The organism is Candidatus Pelagibacter bacterium nBUS_44 (assembly GCF_051200895.1).
Classification (GTDB): Bacteria; Pseudomonadota; Alphaproteobacteria; order Pelagibacterales; family Pelagibacteraceae; genus Pelagibacter.
The window spans coordinates 672,357-685,584 of sequence record NZ_CP172838.1; the positions used below are offsets into that span (position 1 = coordinate 672,357).

At 30.9% G+C, this 13,228-nt stretch carries 19 protein-coding genes and 1 tRNA gene; 4 read left to right on the plus strand and 16 right to left on the minus strand.

Annotated elements, in window-relative coordinates:
• Nucleotides 1-32: 32 nt before the first annotated feature.
• Nucleotides 33-203: a hypothetical protein gene (locus ACIJYB_RS03720; protein ID WP_435152463.1), complete on the minus strand. Its 171-nt coding sequence runs from the start codon at nucleotides 201-203 to the stop codon at nucleotides 33-35.
• Between the two features lie 225 nt (nucleotides 204-428).
• Between ACIJYB_RS03720 and ACIJYB_RS03725 the strand changes: the two genes are divergently transcribed.
• Nucleotides 429-578 carry a hypothetical protein gene (locus tag ACIJYB_RS03725; RefSeq protein ID WP_435152466.1) on the plus strand — a complete coding sequence of 50 codons (150 nt, stop codon included), beginning with the start codon at nucleotides 429-431 and terminating at the stop codon, nucleotides 576-578.
• An 11-nt stretch (nucleotides 579-589) separates the two neighbouring features.
• Entirely contained in the window at nucleotides 590-1,108 is a 519-nt protein-coding gene (locus tag ACIJYB_RS03730; protein ID WP_435152469.1) for a hypothetical protein, read from the plus strand.
• Between the two features lie 2 nt (nucleotides 1,109-1,110).
• Here ACIJYB_RS03730 and ACIJYB_RS03735 read toward each other — a convergent pair whose 3' ends face one another.
• Genes ACIJYB_RS03735 through ACIJYB_RS03745 form a run of 3 tightly spaced genes read right to left on the minus strand, consistent with a single transcriptional unit; the run spans nucleotide 1,111 to nucleotide 6,661 of the window.
• Nucleotides 1,111-2,316, minus strand: coding sequence for a sugar phosphate nucleotidyltransferase (locus ACIJYB_RS03735; RefSeq protein WP_435152471.1), 1,206 nt, complete (start codon nucleotides 2,314-2,316; stop codon nucleotides 1,111-1,113).
• The gene (gene ilvD, locus ACIJYB_RS03740; RefSeq protein WP_435152474.1) at nucleotides 2,316-4,034 is read right to left on the minus strand and encodes a dihydroxy-acid dehydratase; all 1,719 of its coding nucleotides are present in this window, start codon (nucleotides 4,032-4,034) and stop codon (nucleotides 2,316-2,318) included. Before ilvD ends, ACIJYB_RS03735 begins: the two co-directional genes overlap by 1 nt.
• Complete coding sequence (locus tag ACIJYB_RS03745) at nucleotides 4,034-6,661, minus strand: valine--tRNA ligase (RefSeq protein WP_435152476.1); 2,628 nt, start codon at nucleotides 6,659-6,661, stop codon at nucleotides 4,034-4,036. The genes ilvD and ACIJYB_RS03745 overlap by 1 nt, the downstream gene beginning before the upstream one ends.
• Before the next feature lie 124 nt (nucleotides 6,662-6,785).
• Here ACIJYB_RS03745 and ACIJYB_RS03750 point away from each other — a divergent pair.
• A tRNA-Cys gene (locus ACIJYB_RS03750) sits at nucleotides 6,786-6,859 on the plus strand.
• Between the two features lie 304 nt (nucleotides 6,860-7,163).
• Nucleotides 7,164-8,474, plus strand: a complete 1,311-nt coding sequence (locus ACIJYB_RS03755) for a tyrosine-type recombinase/integrase (RefSeq protein WP_435152479.1) — start codon at nucleotides 7,164-7,166, stop codon at nucleotides 8,472-8,474.
• Between the two features lie 123 nt (nucleotides 8,475-8,597).
• On the opposite strand, the gene ACIJYB_RS03760 is transcribed toward ACIJYB_RS03755, so the two are convergent.
• The 12 genes from ACIJYB_RS03760 to ACIJYB_RS03815 form a co-directional block, all read right to left on the minus strand.
• Nucleotides 8,598-9,005, minus strand: a complete 408-nt coding sequence (locus ACIJYB_RS03760) for a hypothetical protein (protein WP_435152481.1) — start codon at nucleotides 9,003-9,005, stop codon at nucleotides 8,598-8,600.
• On the minus strand, nucleotides 8,998-9,300 hold the full coding sequence (locus tag ACIJYB_RS03765; protein WP_435152484.1) for a hypothetical protein: 303 nt from the start codon (nucleotides 9,298-9,300) through the stop codon (nucleotides 8,998-9,000). The genes ACIJYB_RS03760 and ACIJYB_RS03765 overlap by 8 nt, the downstream gene beginning before the upstream one ends.
• Entirely contained in the window at nucleotides 9,293-9,454 is a 162-nt protein-coding gene (locus ACIJYB_RS03770; protein WP_435149916.1) for a hypothetical protein, read from the minus strand. The genes ACIJYB_RS03765 and ACIJYB_RS03770 overlap by 8 nt, the downstream gene beginning before the upstream one ends.
• Entirely contained in the window at nucleotides 9,438-9,680 is a 243-nt protein-coding gene (locus ACIJYB_RS03775; RefSeq protein WP_435149918.1) for a hypothetical protein, read from the minus strand. The genes ACIJYB_RS03770 and ACIJYB_RS03775 overlap by 17 nt, the downstream gene beginning before the upstream one ends.
• A complete protein-coding gene (locus ACIJYB_RS03780) occupies nucleotides 9,680-10,078 on the minus strand; it encodes a helix-turn-helix domain-containing protein (protein ID WP_435149920.1) in 399 nt (132 codons plus the stop codon). The genes ACIJYB_RS03775 and ACIJYB_RS03780 overlap by 1 nt, the downstream gene beginning before the upstream one ends.
• On the minus strand, nucleotides 10,065-10,346 hold the full coding sequence (locus ACIJYB_RS03785) for a hypothetical protein (protein ID WP_435149921.1): 282 nt from the start codon (nucleotides 10,344-10,346) through the stop codon (nucleotides 10,065-10,067). Before ACIJYB_RS03785 ends, ACIJYB_RS03780 begins: the two co-directional genes overlap by 14 nt.
• Complete coding sequence (locus ACIJYB_RS03790) at nucleotides 10,343-10,621, minus strand: hypothetical protein (protein ID WP_435149923.1); 279 nt, start codon at nucleotides 10,619-10,621, stop codon at nucleotides 10,343-10,345. Before ACIJYB_RS03790 ends, ACIJYB_RS03785 begins: the two co-directional genes overlap by 4 nt.
• 56 nt (nucleotides 10,622-10,677) lie before the next feature.
• On the minus strand, nucleotides 10,678-11,046 hold the full coding sequence (locus ACIJYB_RS03795) for a DUF6378 domain-containing protein (protein WP_435149925.1): 369 nt from the start codon (nucleotides 11,044-11,046) through the stop codon (nucleotides 10,678-10,680).
• On the minus strand, nucleotides 10,988-11,164 hold the full coding sequence (locus ACIJYB_RS03800; protein ID WP_435149926.1) for a hypothetical protein: 177 nt from the start codon (nucleotides 11,162-11,164) through the stop codon (nucleotides 10,988-10,990). Before ACIJYB_RS03800 ends, ACIJYB_RS03795 begins: the two co-directional genes overlap by 59 nt.
• Nucleotides 11,165-11,166: 2 nt before the next feature.
• Entirely contained in the window at nucleotides 11,167-11,451 is a 285-nt protein-coding gene (locus tag ACIJYB_RS03805; RefSeq protein WP_435149928.1) for a hypothetical protein, read from the minus strand.
• Nucleotides 11,451-12,032, minus strand: a complete 582-nt coding sequence (locus tag ACIJYB_RS03810; RefSeq protein ID WP_435149929.1) for a hypothetical protein — start codon at nucleotides 12,030-12,032, stop codon at nucleotides 11,451-11,453. Before ACIJYB_RS03810 ends, ACIJYB_RS03805 begins: the two co-directional genes overlap by 1 nt.
• A 106-nt stretch (nucleotides 12,033-12,138) precedes the next feature.
• A complete protein-coding gene (locus tag ACIJYB_RS03815; protein WP_435149931.1) occupies nucleotides 12,139-13,218 on the minus strand; it encodes a hypothetical protein in 1,080 nt (359 codons plus the stop codon).
• Between the last annotated feature and the right edge of the window lie 10 nt (nucleotides 13,219-13,228).

The following is a 13,228-nucleotide window of genomic DNA, read 5'->3' on the forward strand; positions in this document are numbered from 1 at the left end:
TAATTTAAAATTTGCAATTTTATTTGAAAATATTATTTCTTAAATTTAGAAACTAATTCTTTTAATTTTAATTTTTCTTTTTTTAGTTTTCTTAGTTTTTCCCAAGAAGAAAAAGCTCTGTCATTCATTCTTAATTTTGTAAAATGTTTAATTGATAATTCAATTTTTTTATGTTTTTTAATGAGTTCTTTAAGCTCCTTCATATTGAATAATCATAACATAAATACAATTGAAATAACCAGAATTTAAAAAATAAATTTTATTTAAAAAAAAGATTTATAAAGTTGCTCTTAAATGAATAAGAAAAAAAACTGAATTATTTTTTGCTTTAATCTTTTGTCTGCGGTATGATCTATTTAAGTCCCACAGTAATCCAGCTTTAGGCTGATGATCAATTATTAAAATTAACAATTTAAAGTGTCTAAATTATGATTTTAAAATTGGCAAAATTACTGTGTTTTCTTGGATTACATAGATACAAAACTATAAATATTGAGTTTGGATTTAATCCAACAGATAGAATTACAACTCTTGAGTGTAAAAATTGTGGGCATACTAAATTAAAAGCTGATGGCTAAAGTTGAATAAAATGAAAAATATTCGAAAAGATATTGAGATAAGAAGATTTATTGAATGGTCAAAAATTGTTAGAGGAAAACCAATTCAAATTAGATTATATGAATTAATATATTTTGAGCTTTTAAACTTGTGGATAGAATTAAAACAACCTCCATTGAGAAAATTAATATATGAAACCATAAATTCAAAAAGTTATGATGAAAAATTTATTAAAGGAAAAATTTTTCAAGAATATATTAATGAAATTTTAGAAACACCTTGTGAAGATAAATCTGGTTATTACAACCCAAACTCAAGAGAAGTATTAAGTAAAGTTAACATTAAAGAACTATATGATGTTAAATTTTTAATAAAAAGTGAATTAAATACTGTAATAATGATTGATAGATATAACACAATTTACACATTTTGTAGATTGTATGAAGAGTGGTGTTTGAAAAAAAAATCTGAACAAATTGATGATGTGACTAAAAAAGAAAGATTTGATGTAACAAAAGATTTACCAATAAAAATTTCAACTCAAAGATAAATTTATTTAACCCTCCCATAAACGTCTTGAATTCTAACTATATCTGTTTCTTTTAAAATAGATCCAACTTGAGCTTCAAATATTTTGACTGGCTTTTTTCCGGGATTTTGAATTCTATGAATGGCGCCTAATGGGATAAATATATGTTCGTCTGGTTTCTTAATAAAATTATCTTTATTCAAAGTTATCTTAGGATTACCTTGAGTAACTAGCCAATGTTCAGCTCTATGATGATGCTTCTGTAAACTTAAAATACCTTTGGGTTTTACAAATAATTCTTTAATTAAAAAATCTTTTCCCTCAAATAAATTTGTATACCTGCCCCATGGACGATAAAAAACATTTTTTTTCTTAATATATTTATTCTTATTTTTTTCATACATTTTTAAAATTTCTTTCCAACTTCCAAGATCTGACCAAGGTATATCAAGTTTAATAGCATTAATTTGTTTCGTTTTTTCTAAAATTGCATAGTCAAATGATTTTGCCGTTGCTTTGATGAATGATGTTTTGTTTAAATAATAAGTATTAGACTTTAGTTTTGCTTTCTTAACTGCATTTACACAGTTTCTATAAATAATTGGTTGGTTTTTTTTAAAATTATTAATTATTGAGTCCTTTCTAAGGAAAAACATTCCTGAATTCCAATAACCTTTTTGTTTAATTACTTGTTTAGCTTTAGACTCTTTTGGTTTTTCAATAAATTTAGTTACTTTATTCATCTTTTTTTTGGTCTTTTTAGTTATAAAATATCCGTATTCACTTGAAGGTGATGTAGGCTTAATACCAAATATAAAAATGTTTTGATCGGTTAAATTTGATTTATTCTTATTTATCGCTTTATTAAACACACTCATTTTTTCAATTAAATGATCCGCTGTAAAAAACATCAATGGTTGATTATTTGGAATGTCTTTGATTAAAGCGGTGCTTAATATAGCTGGAGCCGTATTTCTTTTTGCAGGTTCTAAAACTATCTTATATTTTTTAATCTTATTTTTTTTTAGATGTTGTTTAACATGTTTTAAGTATTTTTTATTTGTGCTAATAATTGGTGAGTCATAAATAAGTGCTTTAGTTCTCTCTAAAGTTTTTCCAAGTAAAGTCCAATTTCCAAAATCAATAAATTGCTTTGCTTGATGATTATTAGAATTAGGCCAAAGTCTTGTTCCAGCACCTCCACATAAAATGACTGGACGAATCTTCATTAAATTTCTGAATAATCCTTAACTTCTTTTTTCTTACCAGGATGAGTTGGCGCACCTAAATAAGCTGGTCCAACAGTTTGTGCATATTTCCACAATGTTCCTGAACCAAAATCTGATTTTCTATGTTTCCATTTACGTTTTCTTGAAGCAAATTCTTTTTTTGAGAGTCTTACATTAATAGTGCCCTTTTTGGCATCTATATCAATAACATCTCCATTGCGTAATAAAGCTATAGGACCTCCTAGAGCTGCCTCAGGGCCTACATGACCCACACAAAAGCCTCTTGTAGCTCCAGAGAACCTTCCGTCAGTTATAAGAGCAACCTTCTCACCCATTCCCTGACCATAAATTGCACCAGTAGTGGATAACATTTCTCTCATACCTGGGCCTCCTACTGGACCTTCGTAACGAATTATAATTACATCACCTTCTTTATATTTCCTTTTCTGTACAGCATCCATAGCTGCTTCTTCATTATCAAAGCATCTTGCTTTGCCAGTAAATTGTAATTTCTTAAGTCCAGCAATTTTAACAATGCCTCCATTAGGAGCTAAATTACCTTTTAAACCTACAACTCCTCCATCTGGAGATAATGGATTGTCATATTTTCTTAAAACTTTTTGTTTAGGATTAAATTTAATATTTTTTAAATTTTCCTTCATTGTTTTCCCAGTAACAGTCATACAATCACCATGAATAAAACCTCCATCATAAAGTGTTTTTAACAACATTGGTACACCACCTGCTAACCACATATCTTTTGCTACATATTTTCCACCAGGTTTTAAATCAGCAAGATAAGGAGTTTTTTTAAAAATTTTAGCAACATCCATTAAATCAAATTTTATTCCAGCTTCATTAGCAATTGCAGGTAAATGTAATGCAGCATTAGTAGATCCACCTGTTGCAGCAACTATAGTAGCAGCATTTTCTAAAGCTTTTTTTGTGACAATATCTCTAGGTTTAATTTTTTTTGCTAACAAATTCATTACTGTTTTTCCACTTTCTTTTGCGTACTTATCTCTTTCTTCATATGGAGCAGGTGTTCCTGCGGAATAAGGGAGTGCTAAACCAATAGCTTCTGATACACATGCCATCGTATTTGCTGTAAATTGACCACCACAAGCACCAGCACTAGGACATGCAACTAGCTCTAATTTTCTAAGTTCAGCTGCTGACATTTGACCTGACGAATGTTTTCCTACAGCTTCAAATACATCAACAACCGTTACATCTTTTCCTTTATATCTTCCTGGAAGAATTGATCCTCCATAAATAAATACACTTGGTACATTTAATCTAACCATCGACATCATTAATGCTGGTAAAGATTTATCACATCCAGCAATACCAACTAATGCATCATAACAGTGTCCTCTTACAGTAAGTTCAGCTGAGTCTGCTATTACCTCTCTAGATATCAAAGAAGCTTTCATTCCTTCATGACCCATTGCAATTCCATCTGTAACTGTAATTGTACAAAATTCCCTTGGTGTACCACCATTAGCTCTAACACCTTTTTTAACTGATTGAGCTTGTCTCATAAGTGCAATATTACAAGGGGCAGCTTCATTCCAAGTTGAAACAACACCTACAAAAGGTTTTGCTACATCTTTCTCTGTTTCACCCATTGCATAATAAAAAGATCTGTGAGGAGCTCTATCTGCTCCTAACGATGTATGTCTGCTTGGAAGTTTCTTTTTATTAAATTTTACCATTATATACCTTTTATAGTTACTAATATTTTATCAATATCATTCTTTAAATTATTATAATTAGTTTTTTCCTGTTCAACAATCTCTTTTGGAGCTCTATCTACAAAACTTTTGTTTTCTAATCTTTGCGATATCTTGTTCATTTCTTCCTGAATTCTATTTTGTCTGCTAGTTAAATTTTCTTTAATAAGTTTCAAATCAACATCTTTATTAAAATAAATCTTAAATAAATCACCTGAAACAACCATAGTTGCTGCTGGCCTATCTAAGTCATCATTAAGAATATTATTTATTCTTCCTAATTTTTTAAGGATGATTTCATTATCAATAATAAATTTTTTTTGGATATCATTAATATTATTGATAGACATGTCTATAAATGAACCAGGACCTACATTAAGTTCATTTTTAAAAGATCTAATTTCAGATATTATACTAATAATATTTTCAACTTGCTCTGTATTAGAGTCTTTGTTAATTTTATCAATAGGCCAGTTAGCTAGCATTAAAAAATCTTTGTTTGCATTATCAAATTTATTTTTAAGCCATATCTCTTCTGTAACAAATGGAATAAAAGGATGTAACAAAATTAAGATTTGTTTGAATATATAACTTGAAACTTTTTTAACCTCAGATTTAGCTTCTTCGTTATCTGAAAATAGTATTGTTTTAGATAGTTCCAGATACCAGTCACAATAAGAGTGCCATGCGAATTGATAAGCATTTTTTGCTGCCTCATCAAATCTATAGTCTTCTAAATTTTTCTCAATTTTGGATTTTGCTTCAATTAATTCTGCATAAATCCATTTATTAATATTAACTGATAAATTTGGAACTTTATCGATATCAGAGAAATCGCATTCATTTGTGATTAAAAAATTATTAGCATTCCAAAGTTTATTTAAAAAATTTCTATATCCTTTAACCCTGTCTTCAGAAAGCTTTACATCTGTACCAGGAGATGCCATTGAAAGAAGAGTAAACCTTAATGCATCTGCACTATATTTTTCAATTAAATCTAAAGGATCAATAACATTACCTTTAGATTTTGACATTTTTTGACCCTTCTCATCTCTAACTAAAGCATGAACGTAAATATCTTTAAAAGGTTCTTTATTTAAAAATTCTGTTCCAAACATAATCATTCTAGCAACCCAGAAAAATATAATATCAAAACCGGTTACTAAAACTGAAGTTGGATAAAATTTTTCAACATAATCTTTATTGTCTGGCCAACCCAATGTTGCAAATGGCCAAAGACCAGATGAAAACCATGTGTCTAAAACATCAGGGTCACGAATTAATTCTTCATCTTTACCATAGTATTTATTGGCTAACTTTTTTGCCTCTTCTTCGTTGTTAGCTACAAAAATTTTTTTATCAGGACCATACCAAGCAGGTATTTGATGGCCCCACCAAAGTTGTCTTGAAATACACCAAGGTTCTATATTATTCATCCATTGAAAATAAGTCTTCGACCAATTTTCAGGAAAGAAATTAGTCTTTTTAGAATTAACAACTTCTTTTGCTTTAACAGATAGTTTTTCTGCATCAGCAAACCATTGTTCTGTTAAGAAAGGTTCAATTATTGAATTAGATCTATCACCATATGGAACCTTATTTTTTATGTTTTCTTCTTTAACAAAAAAATCTTTCTCCTTTAGTTCCTTTAAAATTCTTTTTCTTGCTTCAAATCTGTCTAGTCCAATATATTCTTTAGGCGCATTTTCATTAATTTTACCAGCTTCAGTAAATATATTAATGATTTCAAGATTGTTTCTTTGCCCAACATCGTAGTCATTAAAATCATGTGCAGGTGTAATTTTTAGTGCGCCAGTTCCCTGTTCAGGATCTGCATAATCATCTTCTATAATATTAATCTTTCTTCCAACAATTGGTATTGTAACTTTCTTACCAACAAAAGATTTAAAACGATTATCTTTTGGATTAACTGCAATAGCAGTATCCCCCAACATTGTTTCAGGTCTTGTTGTTGCAATTGTTATAAATTCATTAGCTCCATCAATAGGGTATTGAATATAATAGATTTTTGAATTTACTTCTCTTTGATCAACTTCAAGATCAGAAATTGCAGTTTTTAAAACAGTGTCCCAATTTACTAGTTTTTTATCTTTGTAGATTAAATCTTTATTGTATAGATCAACGAATACTTTTATTACTGATTTTGAAAGGTTTTCATCCATTGTAAAAGCATTACGCGACCAATCGCAAGAACATCCAAGTTTTTTTAATTGGTTAATAATGATGTCACCATATTGCTCTTTCCATTCCCAAACTTTTTCAATAAATTTATCTCTACCAATTTCATTTTTATCAATTTTTTCAGCAGTAAGTTTTCTTTCAACTAAAGCTTGGGTAGCAATACCTGCATGATCTGTACCCGGTTGCCATAAAGTTTCATAATTATTCATTCTGTGATAACGAACTAACAAATCTTGAATAGAATTATTTAAGGCATGCCCCATATGAAGACTTCCAGTCACATTTGGTGGTGGTATAACTATTGAAAATTTTTTTGAATTTTCTTTAGGTTTAAATAATTCATTTTTTTCCCAATAAGAGTAAATCTTATCCTCTACATCAGAATGTATATATTTATCGTTACTCATGTATGTTTAAAGTTTATAATTTATTAATCTAAATTAACAATAATCAATTTAGATCGTTATTTAATAGACTAATGATAAATATTTAATATAAAAAGGCATCTGAAGCTATTAGTCAAAACAAGATGGCAACGTGGCGGAATGGTTACGCAGAGGATTGCAAATCCTTGTATCCCGGTTCGATTCCGGGCGTTGCCTCCAAAAAAAATCTTGTTTTAGTTCTAAAAAAAAGTAAGTTGAGTTTTTTATATTCCTCGGTAGCTCAGTTGGTAGAGCAGTTGACTGTTAAACTTTAAAGCCTCCTCCACTCCAAGTTGTTAAACAACTAACAATGAAAGGAGTATCTAAATGTTCAGATTATCCAATACTTTTTTATATAGTAAAATGTATTTGATAAATGCTTGCACCATTTCTGCACCACAAAAAGCGGTGCAACAACTTCAGCTAGTTATATTTAGAGTAGTTGATCTTGCAAAGTTATCTGACCAATTTAGAAAATATATATATGAGTATATATAGAATAACTGAAAAAAGAGGTAAGTGGATTGTATTAAGAAGATCAGACAGAAAAACTGTATCTGATAAGCCACTTGCTAATAAGACAGAAGCTAAAAATTTAGTTAAGCAACTTGAGGCTAAATTTGCAGCTAAAGAAAACAAACTAAATCAAGATGGACCAGGCATTAAATTCATTGATGCCTTTAAAGACTTTGCTAATGCTAAAAAGAATGAGCACCAGGCAAGTCAAGGAATAAGACAAACATCAGCCAACAGATACGACACTACTTATAGATTAAGAATTTTAAAATATCTTAATGGAGTTAATCGTATTGATGAAGATGTTAAAAATGATGAAGATGTGTTGCTTTCAGATTTTGGAAATAAACACATGAAGTCTTTTTTAATGAAAGCATCAGATGATGGAGTTCCATATAAAACCTTAAACAATACAGTTAAAGATATTAAGTATTTTTTAAGAGAAGCTAATGCAGATGGTTTAGAGCCTAACTTGAGTATGACTACTTTTAAGATTGATAAGTTTGGTTATGTTAAACCAAAAGATCATGAGTTAAAAAATGCCAAGGATATTGTCATATTAGAAGATGCTAAAATTGTTGAAATTTTAACAGCTTTAAAAAATGACTTTGGTAAATCTGTTGATGCTTCAAATCAGTTTGCAATATTTTGTATGCTGTTTTTATTTGGTTTAAGAGCTTCAGAATTATCTGGATTAAAGAGATGTAATGTAGATCTTAAAAACCAAAGACTTAATGTTAAAGGTGTTTGGATTACATCTGAAGGTGGTTGGTTAAATCAAACTAAAAATGCTGGAAGTAGAAGATCTATTAAATTTGGAAAAGCTGCTTTTGATTTTTTAAGTCAATGGTTAGATTACTTGGATACAAACTATAAGTATTCAGTATGGTTATTTCCTGGTGTAAAATTAAATGGTCCATTATGTTATAAATACATTAATGCGAATGTTTGGAAAGTTTATGCTAGAATGGGATTAGCTGACATCACTTGTAAAAGAGATGGTCATGTTGTTATCAATTCTTCTCCATTAAAAGGATCTCCAACTAAAATGTTTAGACATAGATTAGCAAGTCATTTAATTGCTGCAATGAATAAGCATGGAATATTAAATCAAAACCAAGTTAGAACTATTGTTGGTCATACGCAGTTTTCAACAACTTCTGAAATTTATGGCAATAAAGTTTTAGCAATGACTGAAGAAGTTGAGAATGAATTAGCTGCTGCTAAAGAAGATGCAACTGGTGCTAATCTACTTTCTCAAGTAATTTCACAAAAATAATTAGGTACAGAAGTTCATAGAGGCTGCAAGATCGCAGTCTCTGTGGCTCTGTGTAAGTTTTATTTTACAAATATTGTAGGAAAAACGACATTATGATTAACATCATTATAAAAGCGATAGGCATCACTTCTTAAAATCTATTATGTTTCTATAAGTAGGAACACCATTGCAGCTAACTTTATATATATTCTTTGGACCTTTTTCTGTTAGCTCATTCAATTCAATCTTATATCCATCTCTTTTAGGCTCATGTGTTAGAGCTATCTCCAATACATCAACTAAATTTGTTCTATAAATTTTAAGGTGTTCGTTACCTTCTCTAATTATTACATTCTCTTTTTTAAGATATTCGTTTTCTTTCTTTAATTTAGATACTTCTTTATGTAATTCGCCATTCATATATTGGTGCTGCTTCTCTATATTAGCCATCTCTTTATTTTGTTTTTCAAGCCTATCTATAGTTTTATCCAATTCAGCAATTATCTTTTGCTGCTCTTTGTCTAAAATTATCTTTTCTTTTACTTTAATCATCTATCTTTTTTGCGGTTTCTCTATCAGCATCATCTAACACTTCATCCATAACCAGGTCGTACATACCATTAGGATTTTCAATAAATGCTATTTCTGTTTTTGTTTCTTTTATAATTTGTTTGCAATGGTCTTTAGCTTGCTCAAGAACAACTGTTAAATTGGGAAAGTTTGAAGGATAAACACCATAGATATAAAGATCATTTATTGATGCTGCTACTCTACTCAATCCTTGGTATCTTCTTTTTAATCTTTGAACTTTACTATCGTAATCTAAATCTACTGGTGCGTTACTCATTTTTTCTCCACTTGGTATTATTAATTTTTACTTCCATATCTTTGACCTCCTGGGAGAGAGGCTCTGTTCCTTCAGTAGCTTTATCTTCACTATCAAAAGTTTCTTCCAAAACAAAAGCCGCTTCTCCAGTTATAGTTTTAATTATTTTTGACATTTGGCATTTCTAAATTGTGTGGTTTGGTTACACTTTCAACAACATTGCCTTTGTTCCTGGTGCTCTGAACTTTAGGCATGTTATCTGATAAGCCTATTGCAATAAGCTCTCTGCTCTCAAGATCTTTTGGAGTATGCCATAAACTAATCATAAATTTACAATCAGCATCTGGATAATCTTGCTCTTCAATATCAATATGGAACTGGTCTGATTTATAAATTGACATTATTCATCCTCCAATATTGCATCGTAAGTAGCTCTCATTTTAGGATCATGTTCTAATTGACTTAATGGAGCTGGATATTCATCCTCAAAATCTTCATACTTACTTGCATCAAATCCTGGTGCAGCATCTAAAACTTCATTCGATTTTGTAGATCTATGAATAAAAGTTGGATCTACTAGATCATCTGTTTTAACTTTATAGAAATCTGCAATATGTTTTAATCTATATGCAGATGGAATGATGTCTCCAGCTTCATACTTTTGAACATTTTGATGACTTACTCCTAAATAATATGCCAATGATTTTTGCGGCATTCCTAATTGAAGTCTGCAAAATCTCATATTAGATCCAAGCATTTCACAAAAAGTTATAAATTTCTGGTCTCTAATTACTTTCACTATGGACCTCCATAAATTGTTTTATTTGCGTTTTAATTGCTGGAACATTTAGCTCTGGTGTTCTTTCAGCTGTTGCTGCAAAACATGCGTTAGGCATCTGTTGGAACTTTGTATGAAGATTTAGGAAATAACCTACTTCTCCATCATTAGTATTTTTCTTTTTTAAATACCAAGCGGTATTATCTAGTCTCTGATATGGACCAGTCTTTGTATTAAGAAATGTCTCTTGATCGTAAGAGATATAACTTTCTCTTTTTTTTCTACTCATATTAAATCCTCCATAGAGTTTCTGATTAATGATGTTGCAAGAACAGAAATAAGTCTGCTTGCTACGATTGGGGGATGCTCTATTGCTTCGCCATAATTTGATAATGCTGATAATTCTTTGTGTGTGATTGGATGCTTATCCCAGTCATTTAAGCTCATTTTATAAGCTGCACTATGTAATAGTCTTGCAACTTCTTTTTCTCTTTCATCCAATTTAGGATTATTAGTTCCTGGAAACTGGATTACATTATTGAGGATCTTTTTTTCGTAATTCATTTTTTAAATATTCCTTGTATTCAATCTGAAATTTGTCATCTTTTTCAAAAGTCGATCTACCATTTAGTTCTTGGTTTAGCTTCCATACCAAGTAATTCATCGGTATCGATCTCTTCTGATTTTTCTTTGTGCATGTCATGTGCTTGAACGATGTATGCCAAAGCATCATCGTAACTATCTTCTTTGAATTTATGTGTGGCTCTGATTAATTTTGCTTGTGCATAAAGTAATGGAACTTGCCATCCTTCGATTGGTGCGATTAAATGTTTGTCAAGCAATAAGCTCCAAGAGGATGCGATCTTCTGCATATTTTCCTCAAAGGAGCCATATTGATCTTGTCTGGAACTTTCCAGTTCCTCCAGGCGGTTATGAAGTTTTTTTCTTGGCATCCTTACCTTTAAAATCCTCATGACCTCTTTGAACATAAAACTCAACAGTCTTTGACATACTTATCGGTAGCTCAAATCTTTTTTGAGAAAGCTCTTCAAGTAACTGATAAGTTTTTATATTGATGGCAACACTCTTAAATTTATCTGGGTCCATCTTTAAGCCTCCAACTCACTTGGGTTGAAGCTTGTATCAGCAGCTCCACCACCATTAGCTTCATCGGCAAGTTCAACTCTATAAAAGGTATAAAATTCTGTACCTTCAGCCATCTTGCCTTTGCCGCTAGCTTTTTGTTTGTAAGCTCCGAAACGATGCTTAACTCCATCAACAACGATTGTTCCTGACATATCGTATGACTGTGGAGATTTTTTATTTGTTGCTAAAAAGGCAGCTCCAAGATCTGGTCTGTCTTTTTTAGCTTCTGTATTAAAATCATCTGACATTAAATAACTCCTTTGGTTTGCAGATTGGTTTTGTGTACTTGGAAATCTTCCATAAAGGTGGTGTAGGCAATCGGATTTTTAATCTTCAGATCTCCTAACATTGCTTTATTTTTAGACAACCATTCTTGATAAGATCCTTTGTGAGACACAGCTTCTAATTCTTTTAAAGCTGTTTGGATCTTTTTGTCTTGCTGCACTATTGCAGCGGAAACTTCTTCGGCACTAGCTATACCATCGCTAATAAAACCTAGGAATGCAAGAGCTCTACCAGTAGCAGAGGTTTCGCAATTCTCTAAAGCGGAAGTTTGATTTATTTTTGATGCTGCTCTTTTTTCTTCAGCATGACCAGTAGAAACATGAACACCATCAATATAAATATCCGATGACATCACTACTGTATTCACATCGATACTTACTATCTTTGTTACAATATCTAATGCAGTTCCTAGAACTCTTCTTGCAACAGCTACTCTTAAAGAAACAGTCGCATAGGACTTGCCATGTATTGGGATTGTTTGTCCATCTAATGATTTTTTAAATTCATTAACAGCCTGGACTAGCTTATCTTTTATATCAGCCATATAGTTATTCCTCCTACGATTAAAATAAAGAGAGCCGATAAAATTCTTCTCTTTATTTGTTGCTTGTGTTGATCCAATTTTTTTTGGATATAAAAATCGTTTAGCTTCATGATAACTTCCATAAAGATTTAGCTTCTTTTAATAATTCTGAAGGCATGCCATTCCAGGCAAAAGGATGATCTAAATTCATATCCATCAAAGATGCTGCACCTTCAATAATTTCTTCTCTAGTGAAATCTTGATACAAAGTTAAGATCTGTTCTCTTCTTCTAAAAGTATTGAACATTATTTGTAAATTCTTTTTCATTCCATCAACTGTTAAATGATGACAGTTGGTGCTATCAAAAATAGTGTAACCAGATTTAGTTGCATAAAGTAAATATGCTGGAACTTTAAAATTAAAATTTGCTGCATAAGTTGCGACTTGGCAACAATGATTGAAACTAGCGGTAGCTGGTACGGAGGAAACAAGAAAACTACGTGATCCATCCTTTTTAACTTTACCTAATCGGCTCCACTTGGTTTTTAGCTCAATAATCTTATGAGGAAAGGCATCCGCTTGGGATGTCGGATTAGGCTCTGTGAGAGATGTACCGAACTCATGACTATTGATACCAAAATCAAAATCAATTCTACCAACTGTTGGTAACAACGGAGAAGAAAAACCTTCCAGTTGATCGATTGATATTTGTCTTTCGCAAGTTACAGGACTTGCTACCGCTAGTTCTTTTAATCCAGATAAAGCATTATTAATTACTTCTGGAATTTCTTCTAAATATTTTTGCTTCTTGTCGCTATCCTTCTCATCATTAGGAATATATTCTTTTAATTTTTCTATCTCTTCCTGGAGAGCTGCATCTTTAGTAATTTTTTCATTTGTAAATGGTTGAACTTTTTTTAATGTTGGATGTAATTTATAAATTGTATCTGCGTAAATTCTTTGAAGAACTTCTCCAACAATTTTACCAGCTTCCATAGCTGCGTTAGATGGAAGTAATTCTCTTCTCATCTTCTGGTCCATAAATACATACTTGAATAACCAAGCTGCATCTGGAATAGCAAATTGTGTTGGGGAGTAATGATTGATTTTTAATTTCTGTGCAAAGAGAGGAAGTGTTTTTTGTAATGCGTCTTGTAAAGGATCAGAAACTGGTAAGTCTTTTGTTGGATTTGATTTTATTATCATAGAAACTGAT